The sequence below is a fragment of the Vibrio aestuarianus genome (genome assembly GCF_012395185.1).
Lineage (GTDB): Bacteria > Pseudomonadota > Gammaproteobacteria > Enterobacterales > Vibrionaceae > Vibrio > Vibrio aestuarianus.
This window is the reverse complement of record NZ_JAAZTU010000007.1, coordinates 91,256-115,775: the sequence shown is the minus strand read 5'-3', so window position 1 is coordinate 115,775 and position 24,520 is coordinate 91,256. Positions and strand designations below refer to the sequence as shown.

Below are 24,520 nucleotides of genomic sequence, written 5' to 3'. Positions count from 1 at the left end.
TCACAATAGTGCTCATGTAAGCGGTGGTGTCAATACTACACTTTGCATAATGAATGCCCATATCTGAGAAGGTAAGGGGAATAACAATAGGAGTACACGCTCGAATGAACGAGCAGTTGACCGATCAGGTATTGATTGAGCGAGTTCAGAGTGGGGATAAGCAAGCGTTTAACCTTTTGGTCTTAAGATACCAAAATAAAGTCTGCAACCTTATTTCTCGGTATGTGAGCAATTCTGGAGATGTAGCGGATGTCGCCCAAGAGGCATTCATCAAGGCGTATCGTGCTATCCCAACTTTTCGTGGAGAAAGCGCGTTTTACACTTGGCTATACCGTATTGCTGTCAATACTGCCAAAAATCACATTGTTGCGCAGAGCCGCAGGCCACCCGCAAATGATGTTGATGCTGAAGATGCTGAATATTATGAAAATGGTAATGCGCTAAAAGAAATATCGAACCCTGAGAACATTACGTTGTCCAAAGAATTGCAACAGGTAGTGTTCAGTGCGATAGAAGCGTTACCTGAAGATTTAAAAACGGCGATGACGTTGCGTGAGCTTGAAGGCTTAAGTTACGAGGAAATCGCAGAAGTTATGGATTGTCCTGTAGGAACGGTGCGTTCGCGTATCTTCCGTGCTCGTGAAGCGGTAGAAAAGAAGATAAAACCTCTTTTATAGCGCTCAAACCAGTAATGAATATGGTGAATAAATAATGGCTGACAAAGAAAAACTTTCAGCACTCATGGATGGGGAAATGGTCGATAAGGCACTAATCCAAGAATTAGAGCTTGACCAAGAAAGTTTACAAACGTGGAAAAATTACCATGTAATTGGTGATGTGATGCGTGGTGATGCCCCAGTGCGAGCTGAATGGAATATTGCAGAAAGTGTGGCATTAGCATTGGAAAGTGAGCCTACGCACAGTCGTTTACATTCGGCCTCTGTTGTTGAAATTCAGCATGGAAATCGTGAGTCTCAACCTACGCCATCGCAAGCCCGTCGACAATTACCAGCATGGCTTTCTCAGTTTGGACAAGTCGCTGTGGCTGCTTGTGTCTCGCTTGTGGTTGTTTTGGGTGTGCAGCAATACAGTGGTAGTGATCCAACCGCTACTCAAGGTGATCAATTACCTGTATTACAAACAGTACCGTTCACTGGTAGTGTTGAACCGGTTAGCTTGACTCGTGATTCTGTCGAGCGACACAACAATGATACTAATATGCAAGAGCAACGCCGCCGCGTTAACGCGCTATTACAAGATTACGAGCTGCAACTTCGCTTAAATAGCGAAAGTGCTAGCTTGCACAACGATGTACATCAATCGGTAGCTGAATGAATAAATACCTGATCAGTGCGTTGGCGCTGTTCAGTTTGAACTCTACATTAGCCTTTGCAGATGACCAACCTGCAGAGGCTTTGTTGCTTCAAATGAACGAAGCCAGTCAGCACTTAAATTATGAGCTGTCTTACATTCTTATTAAGAAAAGCAGTATCGAACCTTTACTGTATCGTCATGCGAGTAAAAGTGACCAACAATTTGCTCATCTCGTCTATCTCAGTGGGCCGGTCAGAGAAGTGATTCGTCGTGGTGATGAAGTCAGTTACATTGAGCCAGGCGTAGATCCGTTCACCATCGAGTCTAGCTCTATGGTTGCACCGACGATTCCTATGCTCGATAGCGATGTTGGCGCATTAAGCCAATATTACGACTTTGTTAAAGTCGGTCGTGCTCGTGAAGCGGGTACTGCCTGTCAGGTTGTGCGTATTGTGCCTAAAGATGGGCTGCGTTATTCCTATGTTTTATGGGTTGATGAAGCCAGTCATTTGCCACTACGAGCAGATTTAGTTGATAGAGATGGTGAAGTATTAGAGCAATATCGCACCATATCTTATGCGATCAGCGACAAACTCGCCGATGCGATGGAGGGGCTCAATGCCGTCAAACTTCCAGAAGTATTGTCTTTACCAAAGGGTAACCTTAACGAAAGTTTTTGGAATGTAGGTTGGACCCCTGATGGTTTCGAGCCCAAAGAACTGAACCGTTACCGTATGGCCATTACTGAACGTTTAGTTGAAAGCCAAATGTTTAGCGATGGTTTGTTCAGTTTCTCTGTGTACATTTCAGATAGCGACAATCATTCGTTAAAAGGTCAATTGGTTCGCCAAGGTCGCCGTACTTTACATAGTTTTGTGAAAGGCAATAATGAGATCTCGGTGGTGGGTGATATTCCACCAGAAACCGCCAAGCGTATTGCTCAGTCAATTACGTTTAAAGCGATGAACAAAACCAATGAGGTGACGGCACCATGATGACGGCGTTGGCGACAGTGACTTCTGTTCAATTAAAGCAACAAGGGTTTCATGTTGAACTCAGTTGTGAACAGCAGACCAGTTGCAGCAGTTGTTCTTCATCAAAAAGTTGTGGGACGGGGATTGTTTCTAAAGCTGTGGGCAACAAAACACTGCACTGGCAACTCAATACGGACAAAACAGTCAAGCCTGGCCAGGTGATTGAAATTGGTTTTCCTGAAAAAAGCTTACTTCAATCGGCGGCTTTGGTTTACCTAGTGCCGTTATTTATGATGATGCTTGGAGCTTGGCTCGGTGATGCTGTTATTGCCCCTATGTTTAATGGTGGCGAAGGTTTGGTGATTATGAGCGCGGCACTTTTTATCGCCGTTGGGATCATCATTGCCAAACGATTCTCCACCGTTCTTGAAAAACGTTCACAGCTTGAGGTGGTTTTGGTTCGAGTCCTCGGTGAGCCCATTGCCTAATTTATGATGCGATCCCTATCGAAATTGGGTAGAATCTGCCAACTTTATGGAAACGCCACTTGATGTCGCGTTCTTATGTTCCTTTTTGCAAGAGTTTAGTCATCCCAAACCTATGAAGCACATTCGTAACTTTTCGATTATCGCCCACATCGACCATGGTAAGTCGACCCTCTCTGACCGTTTAATCCAAGTTTGTGGTGGATTGAGTAATCGTGAAATGGCAGCTCAAGTCCTCGATTCTATGGATCTTGAACGTGAGCGTGGCATCACCATCAAAGCGCAGAGTGTGACGCTCGACTACCAAGCAAAAGATGGCGAGACATACCAGCTCAACTTTATCGATACTCCTGGACACGTTGACTTCTCTTATGAAGTTTCCCGTTCTCTTGCCGCCTGTGAAGGTGCATTATTAGTAGTGGATGCAGGTCAAGGTGTTGAAGCTCAAACCTTGGCTAACTGTTACACTGCGATTGAAATGGAACTGGAAGTTGTTCCTATCCTTAACAAAATCGATTTGCCAGCCGCAGAACCAGAGCGTGTAGCGGAAGAGATTGAAGATATCGTTGGTATTGATGCGATTGATGCTGTCCGTTGTTCGGCTAAAACTGGTCTTGGGGTTGATGATGTACTCGAAAAGATCGTTTCTGGTATTCCGGCGCCAGAAGGTGATCCTGATGCGCCACTGCAAGCTTTGATCATTGACTCTTGGTTTGATAACTACTTAGGTGTGGTTTCTCTTGTACGCGTGAAAAACGGCGTATTGAAGAAGAATGACAAGATTAAAGTGATGAGTACCGGGCAAATTTGGGGTGTTGATCGTTTGGGGATTTTTACGCCAAAACAAGTCGACCAAACTGAATTAAATACTGGTGAAGTGGGCTGGGTTGTTTGTGGTATTAAAGACATCCTTGGTGCGCCAGTTGGCGATACGTTGACTTCAGCAAAAACACCATGTGAAAAAGCATTACCAGGATTTAAAAAGGTGAAACCTCAGGTTTATGCTGGTCTTTTCCCGGTTTCTTCTGATGATTATGAAAATTTCCGCGATGCATTAGGTAAACTTAGTCTTAACGATGCGTCACTGTTTTATGAGCCAGAAAGCTCGGCAGCACTAGGTTTTGGTTTCCGTTGTGGCTTCTTGGGTATGCTCCATATGGAGATTATTCAAGAACGTCTAGAGCGTGAATACGACCTTGATCTTATCACCACCGCACCAACGGTAGTGTATGAAGTTGAAAAAACTGACGGTACGGTACTTTATGTTGATAGCCCTGCTAAATTGCCAGCGGTTAATGACATTGAAGAAATTCGTGAGCCAATTGCTCGTTGTAACATTCTGGTACCTTCTGAATACCTAGGTAATGTGATTACCTTGTGTATTGAAAAGCGTGGTGTGCAGGTTGATATGGTTTACCACGGCAACCAAGTAGCACTGACTTACGACGTTCCTATGGCTGAAGTGGTACTCGATTTCTTTGACCGTTTGAAGTCGACATCACGTGGTTACGCATCATTGGATTACGGTTTCCAACGTTTTGAAGCATCAAGCATGGTTCGTGTTGATATTTTGCTTAATGGTGACAAAGTGGATGCTTTGGCTATCATCACGCATAAAGACAACTCGCAAACACGTGGTCGTCAAGTTGTTGAGAAGATGAAAGAATTCATCCCTCGCCAAATGTTTGATATTGCGATTCAAGCCGCGATTGGCAACCATATTATTGCTCGTTCAACCGTCAAACAGCTACGTAAAAACGTACTAGCAAAATGTTACGGTGGTGATGTGAGTCGTAAGAAGAAACTGTTGAAGAAACAGAAAGAAGGTAAGAAACGCATGAAGCAAATTGGTAACGTAGAGTTACCACAAGAAGCGTTCCTTGCGATTCTTCATGTTGGTAAAGATTAATCATTGCGTTGAATGTACCGTTCATCATGCAGTAATCATAAGTGAAAGAGTTTCGGCTCTTTCACTTTCGTATTTTTAGATAAGGGAAGTCCATGGCAAATACATTCTCACTCATCTTGGTGATCGTGACCTTAGTGACCGGAGTGGTCTGGGTGCTAGAAAAGTTGGTTTGGGCAAAGAAACGCCAGCACAAAGTGGCCGGTATTGAAGCGCAAACCAACGGATTAGATGCCAGTGTGACGGCTAAAGTCGCCGCTCAACCATGGTGGGTAGAAAATAGTGTCTCTATTTTCCCTGTGATTGCTTTGGTGCTGGTGCTGCGTTCTTTTATCTATGAACCGTTTCAAATTCCATCAGGTTCGATGATGCCAACATTATTGGTTGGTGATTTTATCCTGGTTGAGAAATATGCTTATGGTTTGAAAGACCCGGTATGGCGTACTCAATTGGTTGAAACGGGTAAGCCTGAGCGTGGAGATATTGTAGTTTTTAAATATCCACCACAGCCAAGTATTGACTACATCAAGCGTGTAGTGGGTATGCCAGGCGATACGGTTCGCTATAGTAGTAACAAGGAAGTTTGTATCCAAGCTCAAGGTTCAACAGAATGTAAACAGGTCAAACTGTCCAATGTTGAAGAGAGTGAATTCAACCAAAATGGCATTCCCTTAATCCAAGTGAATGAAAAGCTAGGCCAGGTTGAACACCAGATTTTGATCAATCCATTGCGTCGTGATCGCGTTGATGCGTATCAACCTCGTCATGGTGTTAACGAGTGGGTTGTTCCACAAGGTCAGTATTTTGTGATGGGTGATAACCGTGACAACAGTGCTGATAGTCGCTACTGGGGTTTTGTCCCAGAAGCAAACTTAGTCGGTAAAGCCGTTGCTATTTGGATCAGCTTCGAATTTGAGCGTGATGCCGATAGCGTTTTACCTTCATGGATTCCAACTGGTGTGCGTTTTAACCGCATTGGTGGTATTAACTAGGCTAGCCTTGGCTAGCCATCATTACATCGAGAGAGCATGAATTCTCCAATTAGCAAATTAGAAACTAAACTCGGCTATCAATTTAATGATCCCGAGTTTATTTCCTTAGCACTGACACATCGCAGTGCAAATGGTAAGCACAATGAACGTCTTGAGTTTCTGGGCGATTCAATTTTAAGTTTTGTCATCGCCGATGAGCTATACCATCGTTTCCCTAAAGTGAATGAAGGGGATATGAGTCGTATGCGCGCTACGTTAGTTCGTGGTCATACTCTGGCGGAACTAGGTCGAGAATTTTGCCTAGGAGATTACTTAAAATTAGGTCCAGGTGAGTTGAAAAGTGGCGGTTTTCGTCGTGATTCAATCCTTGCTGATGCCGTAGAAGCCATCATTGGTGCTATTTACTTAGACAGCGATGTTGAAGTGATACGCGGTATTATTTTGAGTTGGTATCAAGATCGTTTAGATGCCATCGAGCCCGGCGTTTCACAAAAAGATCCAAAAACTCGCCTTCAAGAGTTTCTGCAAGGCAGAAGAAAACAGCTGCCAATCTATACAGTGACTAATATTAAAGGTGAAGCACACAACCAAGAGTTTACGGTGTCGTGTGATGTCGCAGGAGTAGGAACCCCTGTAATTGGTAAAGGCACTAGCCGTCGCAAAGCTGAACAAGCGGCTGCTGAAATTGCACTAGAGCAACTAACAAATGGCTGATAACGAATTCGACTTAGATGCATACTTTGCATCAAATACTAGCGCTAATGAAGCAACGGCACCCGATGATCAACACTGTGGTTTTGTCGCCATTGTTGGCCGTCCTAATGTTGGTAAATCAACGTTGCTAAATAACCTGCTTGGGCAAAAAATTTCGATCACATCGCGCAAGCCGCAAACTACTCGCCATCGTATTATGGGCGTGGAAACTGACGGTCAATACCAAGCGATTTATGTCGACACTCCAGGGCTACACATTGAAGAAAAACGTGCCATCAACCGCTTAATGAACCGAGCGGCGAGCAGTTCTTTAAGTGATGTAAACTTGGTGCTGTTTCTTGTCGATGGCACTCAGTGGACTGCTGATGATGAAATGGTGCTTAACAAACTACGTAACGCTAATTTCCCTGTTGTTCTGTGTGTGAATAAAGTTGATAACGTGAAAGATCGTAATGACGTTATGCTGCACATGTCTGAACTATCTAAGAAAATGGAGTTTGTCGATATCGTACCGATTGCCGCTAAACACGGTAAAAATGTCGATGTATTACGTAAACACGTGCGTGAGCATTTGCCGAAAGCGACACACCATTTCCCTGAAGAGTATGTGACTGACCGTTCTCAGCGTTTTATGGCATCTGAAATTGTACGTGAAAAATTGATGCGCTTTACCGGTGAAGAGCTACCTTATTCTGTTACGGTTGAAATTGAACGTTTCGATTACAACCCTGAAACGGATGGCTTTCATATCAATGCTTTGATCCTAGTCGAACGCAGCGGTCAGAAGAAAATGGTGATTGGTAAAGGTGGTGAGAAAATTAAAACCATCGGTCGCGAAGCCCGTTTAGATATGGAAGAGCTGTTTGGTCGCAAGGTTTACCTCGAAACTTGGGTGAAAGTGAAGTCAGGGTGGGCAGATGATGAACGCGCCCTTCGTAGCCTAGGTTATATTGACGATCTATAACCCATATTAGAGATGAGTAGTCATAGTGCTGCTCATCTCTGAGTTACTTTATGTCTGAAGGTTTACAACGTTGTTTTGTCCTCCATCGACGTCCTTATAGCGAGTCGAGTTTGATCCTTGATGTTTTTAGCGAGGAGTATGGTCGTGTTACTTTGATGTCTAAAGGCGCGCGCAGCAAACGTTCGAATCTCAAAGGTGCTTTACAGCCTTTTACTCCCTTATTACTCAAATGGTCGGGCAATAGCTCGATGAAAACCCTTCGCCAAGCAGAACCAATCAGTTTAGGGTTACCTCTTTATGGCATTACTCTCTACTCTGCGATGTACGTGAATGAATTGATTGGGCGAGTGTTAGCACAAGAAGTGCCTGCTCCCGGTCTGTTTCATGACTACTTGCATGCCCTTACCGAACTTGCTCAATGTGATAATCCAGAGCCGGCCCTGAGACGTTTTGAACTCGCCCTGCTCGCAGCAATGGGCTATGGCGTCGATTTTTTACATTGCGCAGGAACAGGCGAAGCGATTGACCCAGAGATGACGTATCGTTATCGCGAACAGAAAGGCTTTATTGCGTCAGTGCGCCGAGATAACTTAACCTTTATGGGGAATGAGTTGATCGCAATTAGTGAACGTCGCTTCGTGACCAAAGAGCAACTTCAAGCGGCAAAACGCTTTACACGTATAGCCTTAAAGCCGTATCTTGGCGGTAAACCTTTAAAGAGCAGGGAACTTTTCCTGCCAATGACCAGTTTTTCCAAAGTACGGAGTATAGGAAAATGAGCGCAATTTATTTAGGCGTTAATATCGATCATATCGCAACTTTACGTAATGCACGTGGTACCAAATATCCAGACCCAGTTCACGCTGCTGAAATCGCTGAACGCGCGGGTGCTGATGGCATCACAATCCATTTGCGTGAAGACCGACGCCATATTAAAGATCGCGATGTTCGTATTTTGCGTGAAACGCTGCAAACTCGTATGAACCTTGAAATGGCCGTGACTGATGAAATGGTCGATATTGCTCTAAAAACACAGCCTGAATTTGTTTGTTTAGTGCCTGAAAAGCGTGAAGAACTGACCACTGAAGGTGGTTTGGACGTTCTTGGTCAGCTTGAAAAAGTCAAAGCTGCAACCGAAAAGCTGACGGAGGCAGGGATTAAAGTCTCGCTCTTTATTGATGCTGACCGTGAACAAATTGACGCCGCTAAAGCATGCGGTGCACCATTTATCGAGCTGCATACTGGTCATTACGCTGACGCTGAAACGGAAACTGATCAACAAGATGAGTTGAAGAAAATTGCAGCAGCGGCAAGTTATGCCAGTGACCTTGGCATCACCGTTAACGCTGGTCATGGTTTGACTTACCATAACGTAGCGGCTATCGCGGCATTGCCTGAAATCTATGAATTGAATATTGGCCACTCTATCATTGGTCGCGCCGTGTTTGACGGTTTAGATAAAGCTGTTGCTGACATGAGAGCAATCATGCAAGCGGCGCGTAAATAAGGTTAACGAGTGGCTATTGTTGGTCTGGGTAGTGATATCGCAGAAATCGAACGTATAGAAAAAGCATTATCACGCAGTGGTGATGCTTTTGCCGAGCGTATTTTGACACCGCAAGAGCTCGCTGTATTTACTTCATTGAAGCAAAAGGGCCGCTATCTTGCTAAGCGCTTTGCAGCCAAAGAAGCAGCATCGAAAGCATTGGGTACTGGTATCGCACATGGCGTCAGTTTTCAAGACTTCACAATTAGCAATGATCAAAATGGTAAACCACTGCTGACGCTCTCTGGCAAGGCGGCGCAATTGGCTGAAGTTGCTGGTGTGCAACATATCCACTTAACGATATCGGATGAACGTCACTATGCGGTCGCAACGGTGATATTCGAATCGTAGTTAGTAGTTATGCTCATTGGAGTTGCGGCATCTATGGCGCAACTCCAACCTATTCTTATTGTTCAGGTTTAATGGCTAAACCAGATAAGGTTTTGCCGTTACGACTACTTTTTCCATCTCATCTTGCAGCTCAAATAGCTCTGGCTCAATATCACTGATCAATTGTCCTGCTCGTAGAGCTTGCTCAATAGTGGCACACACTTTTTTCAAGCGCGGAACGCCACTGTACGAGCAGCTACCATGCAGTTTGTGTACATGATGGAGCAGATCTTGCGTTGAATATTCATCATCTTCTAATGCCATTGCAACGACTTGATTAATTTCAGGGATCGACTCTACCAACATTTTCAGTAGATCTTTTGCTAAGTCTTCCTTGTTGGCTGACTGTTTGAGGGCCGTTTGCCAGTCAATGATGATGGTGTCGGCATGTGCGACTTCTTGAGCCTCTATTATCGGTTCCAAGTGCTCAGTGAGCTCTAGCTTTTCAACTTCATGGCTAGTCGTGTGCGGATTCCAGTGAACCAATACCTGCTGCAAAATATGTTCTTCGATAGGTTTGGTTAGGTAATCGTCCATACCAGCTTTCAAGAGACGATCTCGCTCCCCAACCATGGCATGAGCGGTAACAGCGATAACGGGGGTTTGAGCATTAAGCTGGGTCTTTTTGATTTCCTGGCATGCGGTAACGCCATCCATATGCGGCATTTGGATGTCCATCAAAATAATATCGAACTTATGATCTTTCGCCTGTTCGATGGCATCTTGGCCATTGGTACAAGAAACAATGGTTTCTACGCGCTCTTGCAGCAGTGCCATGATCAATTTTAGGTTGGCTGGGTTATCATCAACCGCCATGACTTTCAGTGGTAGTTTATCAAACTCGCTAGGTGATTCAGGTACCTCTTGAATGGCGGGTTGGTGGGCAATCAATATTTGCAGCAGTTTTTTCCGCGATAGCGGCTTGGTGATGCACTGTACTGGATATTGCTGCATCAGATGATCGGATAGCGCAAGCTCAGTACTTGGCGTACCAATAATGACATTATCTGCCATATTAACGGCGTTGTTGACCCATTGTTCAACCAACTTAATGTCAGTTTCTTTACTCGGCGCTAAATTAAGTAGCACATAATCAAAATGTTCTGACTCTTCAGGTATCACTGAACGATAAGTAACATGTAGCCCCGCCTGAACCAACATCTGCTGTGTAATCGAGGCTGCTTGCATATTGGGTTCAATTAGTAACAATTGTTTACTGCTGAGTATCTGAGGGTCCAGCCAATCACTCATTGGCATTTCGGTGATGTGCAACCTCAGAGTAAACCAGAAGGTTGAACCTTGGTGTAGGCGACTGGTTAAGCTGATTTCTCCCCCCATTTGGCTGACCAGTTTCTGAGTAATAACCAGTCCCAAGCCTGTGCCACCATAGCGACGCGAAATACTAGCGTCGGCTTGACTAAATGCTTGAAATAGTTGGGCTTGTTGTCGCTCGGAAATGCCGATCCCCGTATCGCGAACCATGAACTGTAGCTCTACCACATCATCGCGCTGCGAGCGCATTTCGACACTAATATCGATATTGCCGCGTTCAGTAAATTTAATCGAGTTGCCCACAAGATTGGTCAGTACTTGCTGAATTCGTAGTGGGTCGCCAACTAATCCTGCTGGGATTTTTTGGTCAACTTTAAGCGTGATTTCCAGCCCTTTTTCATGAGCGCTGGTGGCTTGCAAATTCACCACTTCTTCGAGGCTTTCTTGGAACTCAAATGGAATGTTTTCTAATGCCAATTTACCTGCTTCAAGCTTAGAGAAATCTAAGATGTCATTGATGATATTCAATAAGTTGTTTGCTGATTTTTCGATGGTTTGGAGGTAATCCATTTGACTGTTGCTGAGCTGTGTTTTCAGCATTTGACGGGTAAAACCGATCACACCGTTAAGTGGGGTGCGCAGTTCATGTGACATATTGGCAAGAAACTCTGATTTCACGCGTGCTGCTTCTTGGGCGCGTTTTTTAGCAATATCGAGTTCGACGTTTTGAATCTCTAATTGTTCTAAGGTTTCACGTAAGTCAGAGGTCGCTTGATCAATGCTGTGTTGCATCTCAACATGATATTCCGATAGCGAAACTGCCATCGCATTGATGCCTTTTTTGAGCGAATCCAATTCGCCGTGCATTTTACCTTCAATGCGCACATCCAAATGACCACGGCGAATTCTGTCCACCATATTTTTCATATGGGTAATAGGACGTGTGACGTCGTGCAATAGTCGAAATGCAAAGGCTCCTGATAACCCTAACCCAAGCGCTAGCACCAAAAAGGCTGAAAAAATTTCTTGATACTGCTGTAAGCGCAAAGATGAAAGATCCAACTCTATCGCAATATAACCTAACGCTGGCGTAGTGGCTTCAGAGCCCCCACCTTCAATTAGACGACTTTCTTCGAGGATGGGAGTACGTAAAATTAGCGTATTCTCGGTCAGGTGTGAGCTACTAAGGATCGGTATCGGTTTATCTTTTGGGTAAGTCAGGCTTTCAAAATTGGGGTGAAAGTTAGACGTTACAAATAATTCGTGGTTGGCGTCAAATACAGCAATACTGCGAACTAACTTCGAATTTTTGCGGTGTGCATAACTGATAATACGTCGTACTGATTCACGGCTTTGATTCTTTAACGCCTCTTCGCTAGCAATCGCTAAGGGTTCAATGATGCTCGCCCCTGCATTAATCACCTGATTTTCAAGATCGTGGTAGCGATTAAAGGAAAAAAAAGCACTCAGCAATAAGCCGATAATCAAGGTTGGAGCTAGGGTTAAGGTAATAACGCGCGCGCGTAAGCCATATCTGGTCATTATTGTCTAAACATCGTGGTGTGGATATGGGAAAATAGCCCGCAGTTTGACAAGCGAAGCTAGTACGAAAATCGTTTAATTAGCGGTTAGCTTAATCAAGTCGAGTAAATTCGACAATCATCCCCGCACTAAATAGTGACGCTAGGGCAGAAAAACACCGATTAAATCTTACGTAGGCATAAAGCATGGCACGTTTTTTCCAACCGAAAAAGAAAACGCAACTAGAGACCAAACATCAAACGGTATTGATTGAGCGGCTTGATCACCAAGGGGCAGGCATTGCTTATCAGCAAAAGAAACCGATCTTTATCGATGGTGCTCTGCCGGGCGAACAAGTGCTTATACAGCTTAGTGAGAGTAAAAGTAAATTTTCTCGTGGCCAATTGATCAAAGTGTTAAAGCCAAGTGAGCAGCGTATTGATGCGTTTTGTCCGCATTACTCACAATGTGGCGGCTGCGATCTACAACATCTGACCCATGAGGCTCAAATCGAGCATAAACAGCAAACGCTCAGTCAATTAATGACCAAATTTGCAGGCCAAACGTTGACATTGTCTGAGCCGGTTTCAGGCCCCGATAAAGGTTATCGTCGTCGGGCACGTATCAGTTTACTGTGGGATAAAAAACAGCAGCAGCTGCTATTTGGTTTTCGAAAAAAACAGAGCAAGCAGATTGTTAACATCACAGACTGCTCGGTATTAGAGCCGCAGTTAAACCAGTTACTTGCCCCTTTAAAGGCGTTATTAACCACGTTTAAACAGCAAGAACAGCTCGGCCATGTAGAACTGGTGTTAGGTGAACAAGGTGCAGTTATTGTGCTAAGGCACCTCAAAGCATTAGCTCCAGAAGATAAACAAGCCTTACTTGAATTCGCCGCGCAGCATCAGGCAACGCTGTACGTTGTCCCGCAAAGTGAGCAACTTGAAATTCTCTCAGGAAAAGAAGCCACTTACAGTGAGGGGGGGGTGATAATTCCATTTTTGCCGTCGAACTTCATTCAGGTCAATCGGTACGTGAACCAGAAAATGGTTGAGCAAGCGATGGACTGGTTACAGATTTCTCCAGAGGATCGGGTACTCGATTTATTCTGCGGTTTGGGTAATTTTAGTTTGCCGATAGCTAAGCGTGCACAATTTGTGGTTGGTGTCGAAGGCGTTGACGAGATGGTCACACAAGCACAACAGAATGCAACGCACAACAATATAAACAATATCGCGTTCTACCAAGCAAATTTGGAACAAGATTTGTCGAGCCAAGAGTGGGCAAAGGAAAAATTTGCTAAAGTACTGCTCGACCCAGCACGTGCAGGAGCAGTTGGTATTGTTGATCAACTTTCTCGTTTAGGCGCAAAAAGTGTCGTTTATGTCTCTTGTAACCCAGCGACGCTTGCTCGAGATAGTCAAAGCTTGATAAGCCAAGGTTATAAATTAGCAAAATTAGGCATGTTGGATATGTTTCCGCATACGAGTCATTTAGAATCTATGGCGCTATTTGTAAAAAATCGATAAAGAGAGAACTAATCCTTAGACGGTTAGTCGAATAACACAAACTATAAAACTAGGACGAATTAGATGGTTGCGGTTCGAAGCGCACACTTAAATCCAGACGAACAGTTTGAGCTAGAAAAATGGATTACGAGCTTAAAGCAAGAGAAAAATACCTCCGCTAAACTGACGGAAGTATACCGCCAATGCGAAACCTTATTGGCTGGTCACTCAAAATCGACCCTATTGCTTTGGCGTGGCAGAGAGATGATCGAAATACTGGTCACGCTTTCTATGGACCGAGCCACCTTGGTTGCCGCCCAACTGTTTCCTATTGCGACCAGCGGTATTGTTGAGCGTGAAGTGCTAGAAGAAACCTACGGCAAAGAGGTCGTTAAACTGATTGATGGCGTGGAAGAAATGGCCGCGATTGGTCAGCTTAACGTGACGATGCAAGGTAGTGAAGCATCAGAACAAGTCGACAATGTACGTCGTATGTTACTGGCGATGGTTGATGATTTTCGCAGCGTGGTGATTAAACTGGCTGAACGTATTTGTAATTTACGTGAAGTGAAAGATGAGCCAGATGAAGTGCGTCGCCTTGCCGCTAAAGAGTGCGCTAATATTTACGCGCCGTTAGCTAACCGTTTAGGTATTGGTCAACTTAAATGGGAAATTGAAGATTACGCGTTTCGTTATCAGCAGTCAGAGACCTACAAACAGATAGCAAAACAACTGTCAGAACGGCGTATTGTCCGGGAACATTACATTCGCGATTTTGTCGATGATTTACGCTCTGAAATGAAAGTATGTAATATCAATGCTGAAGTGAGTGGTCGTCCTAAGCACATCTACAGTATCTGGCGAAAAATGCAGAAGAAAAACCTCGCTTTTGATGAGCTATTTGATGTGCGTGCCGTACGGATTATTGCTGATAAACTGCAAGACTGCTATGCCGCATTAGGGGTTGTACATACTAAATATAAACATCTTCCTAGCGAGTTTGATGACTATGTCGCTAACCCTAAACCCAACGGTTATCAATCCATCCATACTGTGATTTTAGGGCCGGAAGGCAAAACCATCGAGATCCAAATTCGAACCAAGCAGATGCACGAAGAATCTGAACTTGGGGTTGCTGCGCACTGGAAATACAAAGAAGGTGCATCAAACGCCCGAAGTGGCTATGACGAGAAAATCACGTGGTTACGTAAGCTACTGGATTGGCAAGAAGAGATGTCTGATTCTGGCGAAATGTTAGATGAACTTCGAAGCCAAGTATTTGATGACCGCGTATACGCGTTTACCCCTCGTGGTGATGTCGTCGATTTGCCAATGGGCGCGACACCACTCGACTTTGCTTACCATATTCACTCTGAAGTTGGGCACCGTTGTATCGGGGCTAAAGTGGCTGGACGTATCGTGCCTTTTACCCATAAATTATCAATGGGTGATCAAGTTGAAATTATCACACAGAAAGAGCCCAACCCATCGCGTGATTGGCTAAACCCATCGACAGGTTTTGTTCATTCTGGTCGTGCGCGCGCGAAGATTAACGCATGGTTCCGTAAGCAGAGTCGTGAAAAGAACCTAGAAGCTGGGCGTGAAATTCTCGACGATGAATTAGCTAAAATTGGCGCGACATTAAAAGATGCCGAAAAATACGCTCTAAAACGCTTTAACGTAAATACACCGGATGAGCTATTTGTCGGTATTGGTAGCGGTGATTTACGCATTAACCAAATCGTTAATCACATTAATGCCTTAGTCAATAAGCCAACGGCTGAACAAGAAGATCGACAGGCGCTCGAAAAGCTTCAAGAGTCAGAAGCTCGAACACCACAACAAAGCAGGCCACATAAAGATGCAGTTGTAGTGGAAGGGGTTGACAACTTAATGACCCATTTAGCGCGTTGCTGCCAACCCATTCCTGGTGATCTCATCAAGGGTTACATTACTCAAGGGCGAGGTATTTCAGTGCATCGCAGTGATTGTGAGCAGCTCGAAGAACTTAGTCATCATGCTCCAGAGCGTATCATTGATACCGTATGGGGCGGGGGTTCTGTTGGTTTGTACATTCTAACGCTGCGCATTGAGGCAATGGAACGTAGTGGACTAATCAAAGACATTACCACCTTGTTAGCCAACGAAAAAATCAAAGTGCCGAGTATGAAAAGCCGAGTGGATTACAAGCGCCAATTGTTGATCATGGACTTTGATCTTGAACTCAATAATATTGAAGTATTATCACGAGTGATTCAACGACTTGAGCAGTTGAAAGATGTGATGTTAGTGAAGCGTCTTGGCTGATTTAATTAGTGAATACAAAATGCGATTAAAAGGTGAGTGGCTTTAGCTGCTCACCTTTTTCTTTAAAAATTGATGTTAAGGACAAAAAATGAGTCATCCAATTGAACAACTTGAACAGATCATGGCGCAATTGCGTGACCCAGAAAATGGTTGCCCTTGGGATAATAAGCAAACTTTTGAAAGCGTGGTTCCTTATACTATTGAAGAAACCTACGAAGTGGTCGATGCCATTCATAATCAAGACTGGCCAAACCTAAAAGAAGAATTAGGTGACTTACTTTTCCAAGTGATTTTTTATAGCCAAATGGCCAAAGAACAAGGTTTGTTTGATTTTTCAGAAGTCGTTGCTGCGGTCAATGAAAAGCTAACGCGCCGCCATCCGCATGTTTTTTCTGATACTAAGTTTGAGAATGAAGCCCAAATAAACGCCAACTGGGAAGCAGAAAAAGCCAAAGAGAAAGCACAAGCAGGCAAAAAACAACAAAGTATTCTAGACTCAATACCACAATCATTCCCTTCACTTTTACGTGCTACAAAAATCCAAAAAAAGTGTGCCAAATACGGTTTTGATTGGAATTCACTTGGGCCTGTTGTTGATAAGGTTCATGAGGAAATCGACGAGGTCATGGAAGAAGCTTTGCAAGTCAATCCTGACTTTGCACGAGTGGAAGATGAAATGGGGGATTTGCTATTCGCTACGGTTAATTTGGCTAGGCATTTAAAAACCGACCCAGAAGTGGCGTTGAATAAAGCAAATCGCAAGTTTTCTCGCCGATTTCAAGCGATTGAAGCTATGGTGGCAGAAAATGAAAAACAGCTAACGGACTTTTCATTGGATGAGTTAGATGCGATGTGGAATGAAGTGAAAAGATTAGAAACAGCAAAAAATAAATCTTGAAGGCTATGTTGGCTTTTTGAGGCTAATTTTCTGCTTTTGCGTGGTGCAATAAGTCATATCGAGTGGTGCACTTTGATTTGAAGCAAAAAATAAAAAACAACAGTGTGATAGATTTCACGTTGTAGCGGATAAGGGCTTCTGGTATATTTTCATCCCGTCCAGAAGAAATCCATTTCCCTCATTCAACCAATTTCAGGTTAAACATGACGACAAATTACATTTTTGTTACTGGCGGGGTTGTATCCTCTCTAGGTAAAGGTATTGCGGCAGCATCTCTTGCGGCGATTTTAGAAGCTCGTGGTCTTAAAGTGACTATGATGAAGCTTGACCCTTACATCAACGTTGACCCGGGCACAATGAGCCCAACTCAACATGGTGAAGTGTTTGTCACGGAAGATGGCGCTGAAACTGACCTTGACCTTGGTCACTACGAACGTTTCATTCGTACCAAAATGACTAAGCGCAATAACTTTACTGCTGGTCGTGTTTATGCCGATGTATTGCGTAAAGAGCGCCGTGGTGATTACCTAGGTGCAACGATTCAGGTTATCCCTCATATTACTAACGCTATCAAAGACCGCGTTATCGCAGGCTCCGAAGGTCACGATGTGGCTATCGTTGAGGTTGGCGGTACAGTAGGTGATATCGAATCACTACCGTTCATGGAAGCTATTCGTCAGCTAGCGATTGAAGTTGGCCGCGAACACGCAATGTTCATGCACCTTACTTTAGTGCCTTATCTTGCTGCTGCTGGTGAAGTGAAAACTAAACCAACACAACACTCAGTGAAAGAACTGCTTTCTATTGGTATTCAACCTGATATTCTGGTTTGCCGTAGCGATCGTATGATCCCAGCGAACGAGCGTAAGAAAATTGCCCTGTTCTGTAACGTGCCAGAAAAAGCAGTTATCTCAATGAAGGATGTGGATTCAATCTACAAAATCCCTCAGTTGATCAAAGCTCAAGGTCTTGATGATATTGTTTGTAACCGTTTTGGTATTAACGCGCCAGAAGCGAACCTTGCAGAATGGGAACAAGTGATTTACGAAGAAGCGAATCCTACTGCTGAAGTCGTTATCGGTATGGTTGGTAAGTACATTGAATTACCAGATGCCTATAAATCAGTTAACGAAGCATTGAAACATGCAGGCCTGAAGAATCGTCTAAGTGTTAAAATCAAATATATTGATTCGCAAGATGTTGAGACGAAAGGTACGGAAGTGCTCGCTGACTTGGATGCTATTTTAGTTCCTGGTGGTTTCGGTGACCGTGGTATTGAAGGCAAAATCCTTGCCGCACAGTATGCACGTGAAAATAAAGTACCTTACTTAGGTATTTGTCTTGGTATGCAAGTAGCGCTAATTGAATTCGCGCGTAATGTTGCGGGCCTAAAAGGTGCACATTCAACAGAATTTAACAAAGAAACAAAATACCCTGTGGTAGGCTTAATTACCGAATGGGTAGATGGTGAAGGTAACGTAGAAGAACGTACTGAAAAATCTGATCTTGGTGGTACTATGCGTTTAGGTTCGCAGCTTTGCCACCTAGAAAAAGGCACCAAAGCGTACGAGCTTTACGGGAGTGCGACAATTCATGAACGCCACCGTCACCGTTATGAAGTCAACAATAATCTTCGTCCGCAGATCGAGAAAGCTGGCCTAAAAGTATCAGGTCTGTCTGCTGACAAGAAATTGGTTGAAGTGATAGAGAACCCTGCTCACCCATGGTTTGTAGCAGCTCAGTTCCACCCAGAATTCACATCAACCCCTCGTGATGGTCACCCACTATTTGCAGGCTTTATTAAAGCAGCAGGTGAGTTCCAACGCGGTGAATCAGAGAAGTAACAAGGATATGGGCAGTTGCAATTGTTGTGCTGCTGCCCTTTATAGTTTTGACATTTAAATTCAACGAGAGGAAACATTAATGTCTAAGATCGTTAAAGTTCTAGGTCGCGAAATCATCGACTCACGTGGTAACCCAACAGTAGAAGCTGAAGTTCACCTAGAAGGCGGTTTCGTAGGTATGGCTGCTGCTCCATCTGGCGCATCTACAGGTTCTCGCGAAGCTCTTGAGCTACGTGACGGTGACAAATCACGTTTCCTAGGTAAAGGTGTTCTTAAAGCTATTGCTGCTGTAAACGGCCCAATCGCTGACGCTCTAGTTGGTAAAGATGCTAAAGATCAAGCGGCTATCGACCAAGTGATGATCGACCTAGATGGTACTGAGAACAAATCTAACTTCGGTGCTAACGCAATTCTTGCTGTTTCTCTAGCAAACGCTAAAGCTGCAGCTGCAGCTAAAGGCATGCCTCTATATGAGCACATTGCTGAGCTAAACGGTACTGCTGGTCAATTCTCTATGCCTCTACCAATGATGAACATCATCAACGGTGGTGAGCACGCAGACAACAACGTAGATATTCAAGAGTTCATGATCCAACCAGTTGGCGCTAAGACTCTTAAAGAAGCTCTACGTATCGGTGCAGAAGTATTCCACAACCTAGCTAAAGTTCTTAAAGCTAAAGGCCTAAGCACTGCAGTTGGTGATGAAGGTGGTTTCGCTCCTAACCTAGAATCTAACGCTGCTGCACTAGCTGCAATCAAAGAAGCGGTAGAATCTGCAGGTTACGTACTAGGTAAAGACGTTACTCTAGCGATGGACTGTGCTGCATCTGAGTTCTACGACAAAGAAGCTGGCAACTACAACATGAAAGGCGAAGGTAAAATCTTCACTTCTGAAGAGTTCAACCACTACCTAGCTGACCTAGCTAACCAATACCCAATCGTATCTATCGAAGACGGTCTTGACGAATCAGATTGGGATGGCTTCAAGCACCAAACTGAACTACTAGGTGACAAACTTCAACTAGTAGGTGACGATCTATTCGTTACTAACACTAAGATTCTTGCTCAAGGTATCGAGAAAGGCGTAGCTAACTCTATCCTTATCAAGTTCAACCAAATCGGTTCTCTAACTGAGACTCTAGCTGCAATCAAGATGGCTAAAGACGCAGGTTACACAGCAGTAATCTCTCACCGCTCTGGCGAAACTGAAGATGCAACTATCGCTGACCTAGCGGTAGGTACAGCTGCAGGTCAAATCAAGACTGGTTCTATGAGCCGTTCTGACCGTGTTGCTAAGTACAACCAACTAATCCGTATCGAGGAAGCTCTAGGTGAGCGCGCTCCTTTCAACGGTCTTAAAGAAGTGAAAGGTCAAGCTTAATTCCCCTTGTGGAAATTAACTTAGCTTTACTACTTTAGAGAACGCCCTGCATTGCAGGGCGTTTTTTTGTGCTGGGCTATTTCGTTTACACTAAGCTTTGCTTGCATTCAAAGCTGCAATAGCGGCGATACGTCTTTTTTCCATCTCTTCTCTGATCGCTTTTCCTTGTAACCCGCTGGCAACGATATCTTTCACCACGACTGATTGAGCCGCTTGATATGCCGCCTCAAAGATTGCTTTTTGAGGATAGGGGGTATTCTCACACCCTAATCGCCCAGCGTGATCGGCTTGGCAACAGAGTAATACGTCGTTCAAACGCTCTGGTTTACGCCATACATCGAGTTTATCGAATATTTTGAGCTTGGTGCTTGCTTTCAGCTCGGCCGCTCTGTGTATATTTGAGTGCTGCTCACACACTAATAGTGCTAATTCTTTGAATTCATTTGGAACACGTATGCGTTCGCACAGTTTTTTAATTATTTTCACCCCAGTATGACAGTGCATTTTATGGCTTGGCCATTCACTTTCTGGCGTTACACCTTTACCTAAGTCGTGGACTTGGGCTGCGAAACGGATTGTAAGAGAAGACGAGAGCCTAGCCGCTTGTGCGGCCACTAACAGCGTGTGAATACCACTATCAATTTCAGGGTGCCATTTTTCCGGCTGTGGGACACCAAATAGACGATCTAACTCTGGTAGAATCACTTTTAATGCCCCACATTCATGCAAAACAGAAAGAAAGATTTCGGGATTGTGTGTGGAGAGGGACTTGTGCCATTCTTGCCAGACGCGCTCTGGAGTTAAATGTGCCAGTTCCCCTGATAGCGAAATGGTTTGCATCAATTGCTTGGTTTCATCGGCGATGGTAAAACCCAAATGGCTCAACTTGGCTGCAAAACGAGCAACGCGTAAAACCCGCAAAGGATCTTCAACAAACGCGTCGGATACATGGCGCAAAATACGTAATTGAAGATCGCGCTGCCCACCATAAGGGTCGATAATGTGCCCATGTGGATCTTGCGCCATGGCATTGATGGTCAAATCACGCCTCATAAGATCTTCTTCGAGGCTAACATCTGGTGCGTAATAGCAGGCAAAACCAGTATATCCAGAGCCGGTTTTACGCTCTGTTCGTGCCAGAGCATGTTCCTGTTTGGTTTTGGGATGCAGAAATACAGGAAAATCTTTACCAACGGGAGTGAAGCCAGCCTCCAACATTTGCTCTGGGCTAGCGCCAACCACGACCCAATCTTGGTCATAGACATTAATATTGAGTAACTGATCGCGCAGCGCGCCCCCAACTAAGTATACTTGCACCGGATTACCTCGAATATACAGAAATGCCATTGGCGATTGATGTTAGCAATGGTACTTTTCCTAACACTGAAATGATAGAGACGAGAGAATGTATAAGGAATATTTTGCTTTCAATGAGCACCCGTTTTCAATTGTGCCGAGCTCTCGTTACCTGTTTTTGAGTCAGCGTCATCGTGAAGCGATACAGCATTTACAGGCAGGGCTGGGTGAAGGTGGAGGCTTTGCGTTATTAACTGGTGAAGTGGGCACGGGAAAAACGACGGTGGCTCGCGCCATGTTGGCGGCTCTAGATGACAAGACGCGGGCTGGGTTTATTTTAAATCCGACATTTTCAGATATTGAGTTGCTCGAAGCGATATGTGATGAGTTTGCGATTCAATATCAGCAGCCTGCGAGTTTAAAACAGTTAAGCCAGGCTATTTATCAATTTCTGCTAAACAACCATGCACAAGGTGTGAATACACTGCTTGTGATTGATGAAGCACAGCATCTCGCGGCGGATGTGCTAGAGCAACTACGGCTATTGACTAACCTTGAGACAGACAGTCGAAAATTACTCAAAGTGTTGCTGATTGGACAGCCTGAATTGCAGCAAAAACTGCAATTACCGCAACTACGCCAGTTGGCACAACGTATCACTGGGCGTTACCACTTACTGCCATTAAATGAAGAAGAAACCGCGCACTATATTCATTTTCGCCTGAAATTAGCCGGTGGTAATCCGGAGCTGTTTAATCTCAAGAGTAGCAAATGGATTGCCGCGCAAACTCACGGTATCCCTAGGCTTATCAATTTAGTCTGTGATGCGTGCTTAAAATTGGCTTACCAGCAGGGAGTGCGCGAAATCTCTTTCGATATCGTCCGTTCTGCTTGCCAAGATATTATGAAATTTCAGTCATCGGTTTATCAACCTCCTCAAAGCATTGCGACCAAGAAACCCTATCTAAACTTAACCGTTATTGCTGCTGGAGCGTTAATTGCTATCGCAGCCGGCTGGTTTAGCCCACATTTAATTGATCGTGTTATCGCTCAACAGATTCCATTGCCTGCATTACCCAAGCCGATCACTATGCAGGTCACTAGCCCTCAGTTAGAAAGTGATGTACGGGCTTCAAGCCAGCTAGAGGACGCGGTTAGTGATTTGTATAAGGTTTGGGGATACCAAGCTGCTTTAGTTGATAGCTTTTGCAGTAACGAAATCGAGAGCCTTTTCCGTTGTCAACGAGAGCTCGGTAACCTTGATGATATTGAAAAAATTGGCCTACCGGTTGTACTGACGTTGAATATCGGTCAGGCAACTGGCTATGCGGTGTTATACGGTCTGGTGGCTGACCAAGTGCAGCTCATTTTAGCGGATAAGAGAGTTCAAATAGATAGAGCGCAGCTTCTCGATTTGTGGTCTGGAGAATATCGCTATATTTGGCAGCGTCAATTAACTCGCACGCTGAAGCTAGGTATGCAGGGGAGAGATGTGCAAATACTGAATCAAAAACTATCTCAGGTGTTGGGTGAGCCAGTTTCTGAGTCAGTTCAGTTTAATGGTTCATTAAAGCGTAAGGTAGAGCTTTTCCAACGTTGGCAGAATATGGATGTCGATGGCATTGCCGGTAGCCGTACTTTAAGGCAGCTTGAACTACTGACTCAGCAAGATGCGCCGACGTTAATGATGACAGAGGAGAAAATATAGTGTCGCAAGTTCTTAAAGCATTGGAACAATCAGAAATCAGTCATCAGCAAAATGCACCTGTAGTGTTTACCTCGACTTCTCCGAAAATGGCGACTCGACCACATAAATTAGTGTCGCTGAAAAACTTGCTGCTATTGTGTATGCCAACGCTCGCTTGTCTTGGCTACTTGTTGTATCAAAGTTATCAGGCTCGATTACATGAAATTGATCAACTTGTTCAAAATGGTCCCAGTGTGGTGACCGAAAGTGCGCCCTACCAGTTATTGGACTATCCTGATTTTGCCGAGCTGAAAGCGATTCCTCGTTTGACCTCACAACCGTCGGATAGCGTTCTGCTTTCTAATCAGAGCGAGCAGAAGGCTGTAGATCTAACCATAGTTTCACAGAACAGTTCGGCAGCAGTTTCAAGTAGTGAAAAATCCGAATTTGGTCTTGGGGATGTGGATCTCAGTCAGTTATCACCACTGTTGGTGCAAAGAGTTGAACTTGCCTTACAAGACAAGGGGCAGCAACCCACATCAAAGTCATCTGGTGCAAATGTGTTATTAACAGAGCACGCCGATGAGTTTGCCGGGCGTTTGCCTGCATTGAACTTTCAGACACATGTTTATTCTAGCCGTGCAGATAAGCGCTGGGTCAAGATTAATGGCGTCGAGAGGGTTGAAGGGGATGTGGTGACTAGTGATGTTAATTTGGTTGCGATAGAGCCTCAATCAACCGTCATACTATTTAGCAACCAACGGATTGAAATTCCCGCATTGTATGATTGGCAGGGATAAAAAATGGTCACTGAAGAGTGACCATTTTTACATCGAATCGATTAAGCCCAGCCAGAAGGGTGCTTTTTACGACGCGGAATAATGTGTGGCAAAATTAAGCCAAGCAAAAGACCAATACCGGCAACACCACCACCATAAGTGAAATATTTAAGCAGTAAGTCTTCTTTTTGAGTATCGAGCCTTGCACGAAGCTCACGAGTTTCTGTTTGAGCAGCAGTGAGCTGTTTACTGATGTCACTGTAGTTTTGTTCTAGTTCAGCAATTTGTTGATTACGAACCTCGAGTGAATCAACAAGACCTGCTTTTTCACTGTCTGCATTTTTTTGTGCATTAGCCAATTTACCTTTGACTTCTGCAAGTTCGCTTTCCAGTTTAGGAAGACGCATTGCCATGCTTTCTTGGCGAGTAACGAAACGGCTTTCAACCCAACCGGTACGACCTTTCTCATCGACAATTTGGCTGTAACCTGACTCTTTGTTTACATCAAGCAATTTTACTTTATCACCGGCATCAATGCTGCCAAGAATTCGGAACTGGTTGCTCGGCCCTGAATGCATGTAAGTAAAGAGTTTGTCCGCAATATAGCGGTCTTGCGCAAAAGTTGGCGCAGCCAACATGGTGAATAGAACCATGCAGATCAGTTTTTTCACGATAAGTCCTTTAACAATCAGATGAGGTATCAAAAAATGCTTTTGGCAAATATTAAGAAGTTTCGTTAGTT

The 24,520-nt window shown here is 44.3% G+C and carries 21 protein-coding genes; 18 read left to right on the top strand and 3 right to left on the bottom strand.

What is annotated here, in order from left to right:
• Nucleotides 1-104: 104 nt before the first annotated feature.
• The 11 genes from rpoE to acpS all read left to right on the top strand — a co-directional run bounded on the left by rpoE (nucleotide 105) and on the right by acpS (nucleotide 9,246).
• Nucleotides 105-677, top strand: coding sequence for an RNA polymerase sigma factor RpoE (gene rpoE, locus HGG78_RS04925; RefSeq protein ID WP_053310727.1), 573 nt, complete (start codon nucleotides 105-107; stop codon nucleotides 675-677).
• A gap of 34 nt (nucleotides 678-711) precedes the next feature.
• Nucleotides 712-1,335, top strand: coding sequence for a sigma-E factor negative regulatory protein (locus HGG78_RS04920; RefSeq protein WP_172532231.1), 624 nt, complete (start codon nucleotides 712-714; stop codon nucleotides 1,333-1,335).
• Nucleotides 1,332-2,309 carry a sigma-E factor regulatory protein RseB gene (gene rseB / locus HGG78_RS04915; RefSeq protein WP_053310729.1) on the top strand — a complete coding sequence of 326 codons (978 nt, stop codon included), beginning with the start codon at nucleotides 1,332-1,334 and terminating at the stop codon, nucleotides 2,307-2,309. The genes HGG78_RS04920 and rseB overlap by 4 nt, the downstream gene beginning before the upstream one ends.
• On the top strand, nucleotides 2,306-2,776 hold the full coding sequence (locus HGG78_RS04910) for a SoxR reducing system RseC family protein (protein WP_053310730.1): 471 nt from the start codon (nucleotides 2,306-2,308) through the stop codon (nucleotides 2,774-2,776). The genes rseB and HGG78_RS04910 overlap by 4 nt, the downstream gene beginning before the upstream one ends.
• A gap of 112 nt (nucleotides 2,777-2,888) precedes the next feature.
• Nucleotides 2,889-4,682, top strand: coding sequence for a translation elongation factor 4 (lepA, locus tag HGG78_RS04905; RefSeq protein ID WP_053310991.1), 1,794 nt, complete (start codon nucleotides 2,889-2,891; stop codon nucleotides 4,680-4,682).
• Between the two features lie 92 nt (nucleotides 4,683-4,774).
• Entirely contained in the window at nucleotides 4,775-5,671 is an 897-nt protein-coding gene (gene lepB / locus HGG78_RS04900) for a signal peptidase I (protein WP_053310731.1), read from the top strand.
• Between the two features lie 36 nt (nucleotides 5,672-5,707).
• Nucleotides 5,708-6,385 (top strand): ribonuclease III, encoded by a 678-nt coding sequence (gene rnc, locus HGG78_RS04895; protein WP_053310732.1) that lies wholly within the window; start codon nucleotides 5,708-5,710, stop codon nucleotides 6,383-6,385.
• Nucleotides 6,378-7,349 (top strand): GTPase Era, encoded by a 972-nt coding sequence (gene era, locus HGG78_RS04890; RefSeq protein ID WP_053310733.1) that lies wholly within the window; start codon nucleotides 6,378-6,380, stop codon nucleotides 7,347-7,349. Before rnc ends, era begins: the two co-directional genes overlap by 8 nt.
• Before the next feature lie 50 nt (nucleotides 7,350-7,399).
• Nucleotides 7,400-8,128: a DNA repair protein RecO gene (gene recO, locus HGG78_RS04885; protein ID WP_053310734.1), complete on the top strand. Its 729-nt coding sequence runs from the start codon at nucleotides 7,400-7,402 to the stop codon at nucleotides 8,126-8,128.
• Nucleotides 8,125-8,856 carry a pyridoxine 5'-phosphate synthase gene (gene pdxJ / locus HGG78_RS04880; protein WP_053310735.1) on the top strand — a complete coding sequence of 244 codons (732 nt, stop codon included), beginning with the start codon at nucleotides 8,125-8,127 and terminating at the stop codon, nucleotides 8,854-8,856. The genes recO and pdxJ overlap by 4 nt, the downstream gene beginning before the upstream one ends.
• A gap of 9 nt (nucleotides 8,857-8,865) precedes the next feature.
• Nucleotides 8,866-9,246, top strand: coding sequence for a holo-ACP synthase (gene acpS, locus HGG78_RS04875; protein ID WP_171979743.1), 381 nt, complete (start codon nucleotides 8,866-8,868; stop codon nucleotides 9,244-9,246).
• A gap of 75 nt (nucleotides 9,247-9,321) precedes the next feature.
• Here acpS and barA read toward each other — a convergent pair whose 3' ends face one another.
• Nucleotides 9,322-12,099: a two-component sensor histidine kinase BarA gene (gene barA, locus HGG78_RS04870; protein WP_172532230.1), complete on the bottom strand. Its 2,778-nt coding sequence runs from the start codon at nucleotides 12,097-12,099 to the stop codon at nucleotides 9,322-9,324.
• A 185-nt stretch (nucleotides 12,100-12,284) separates the two neighbouring features.
• Here barA and rlmD point away from each other — a divergent pair, with 185 nt between their 5' ends.
• From rlmD to eno, 5 genes are all read left to right on the top strand, one after another.
• Nucleotides 12,285-13,607 carry a 23S rRNA (uracil(1939)-C(5))-methyltransferase RlmD gene (gene rlmD / locus HGG78_RS04865; RefSeq protein ID WP_172532229.1) on the top strand — a complete coding sequence of 441 codons (1,323 nt, stop codon included), beginning with the start codon at nucleotides 12,285-12,287 and terminating at the stop codon, nucleotides 13,605-13,607.
• Between the two features lie 63 nt (nucleotides 13,608-13,670).
• Nucleotides 13,671-15,893 carry a GTP diphosphokinase gene (relA, locus tag HGG78_RS04860; RefSeq protein WP_172532228.1) on the top strand — a complete coding sequence of 741 codons (2,223 nt, stop codon included), beginning with the start codon at nucleotides 13,671-13,673 and terminating at the stop codon, nucleotides 15,891-15,893.
• An 88-nt stretch (nucleotides 15,894-15,981) separates the two neighbouring features.
• Nucleotides 15,982-16,791: a nucleoside triphosphate pyrophosphohydrolase gene (gene mazG, locus HGG78_RS04855; RefSeq protein WP_172532227.1), complete on the top strand. Its 810-nt coding sequence runs from the start codon at nucleotides 15,982-15,984 to the stop codon at nucleotides 16,789-16,791.
• 203 nt (nucleotides 16,792-16,994) lie between these two features.
• Nucleotides 16,995-18,635 carry a CTP synthase gene (locus HGG78_RS04850; protein WP_053310741.1) on the top strand — a complete coding sequence of 547 codons (1,641 nt, stop codon included), beginning with the start codon at nucleotides 16,995-16,997 and terminating at the stop codon, nucleotides 18,633-18,635.
• A 79-nt stretch (nucleotides 18,636-18,714) separates the two neighbouring features.
• Nucleotides 18,715-20,016 carry a phosphopyruvate hydratase gene (gene eno, locus HGG78_RS04845; protein ID WP_053310742.1) on the top strand — a complete coding sequence of 434 codons (1,302 nt, stop codon included), beginning with the start codon at nucleotides 18,715-18,717 and terminating at the stop codon, nucleotides 20,014-20,016.
• 90 nt (nucleotides 20,017-20,106) lie between these two features.
• Here the strand turns inward: eno and HGG78_RS04840 are convergent, their stop codons facing one another.
• Nucleotides 20,107-21,333 (bottom strand): multifunctional CCA addition/repair protein, encoded by a 1,227-nt coding sequence (locus tag HGG78_RS04840; RefSeq protein WP_172532226.1) that lies wholly within the window; start codon nucleotides 21,331-21,333, stop codon nucleotides 20,107-20,109.
• A gap of 88 nt (nucleotides 21,334-21,421) precedes the next feature.
• Here HGG78_RS04840 and HGG78_RS04835 point away from each other — a divergent pair, with 88 nt between their 5' ends.
• Both HGG78_RS04835 and HGG78_RS04830 read left to right on the top strand, forming a co-directional pair.
• Nucleotides 21,422-23,020, top strand: coding sequence for an ExeA family protein (locus tag HGG78_RS04835; protein ID WP_172532225.1), 1,599 nt, complete (start codon nucleotides 21,422-21,424; stop codon nucleotides 23,018-23,020).
• Nucleotides 23,020-23,799 carry a general secretion pathway protein GspB gene (locus HGG78_RS04830; protein WP_172532224.1) on the top strand — a complete coding sequence of 260 codons (780 nt, stop codon included), beginning with the start codon at nucleotides 23,020-23,022 and terminating at the stop codon, nucleotides 23,797-23,799. The genes HGG78_RS04835 and HGG78_RS04830 overlap by 1 nt, the downstream gene beginning before the upstream one ends.
• A 41-nt stretch (nucleotides 23,800-23,840) precedes the next feature.
• Here HGG78_RS04830 and HGG78_RS04825 read toward each other — a convergent pair whose 3' ends face one another.
• Nucleotides 23,841-24,449 (bottom strand): TIGR04211 family SH3 domain-containing protein, encoded by a 609-nt coding sequence (locus HGG78_RS04825; RefSeq protein ID WP_053310745.1) that lies wholly within the window; start codon nucleotides 24,447-24,449, stop codon nucleotides 23,841-23,843.
• Nucleotides 24,450-24,520 lie beyond the last annotated feature (71 nt).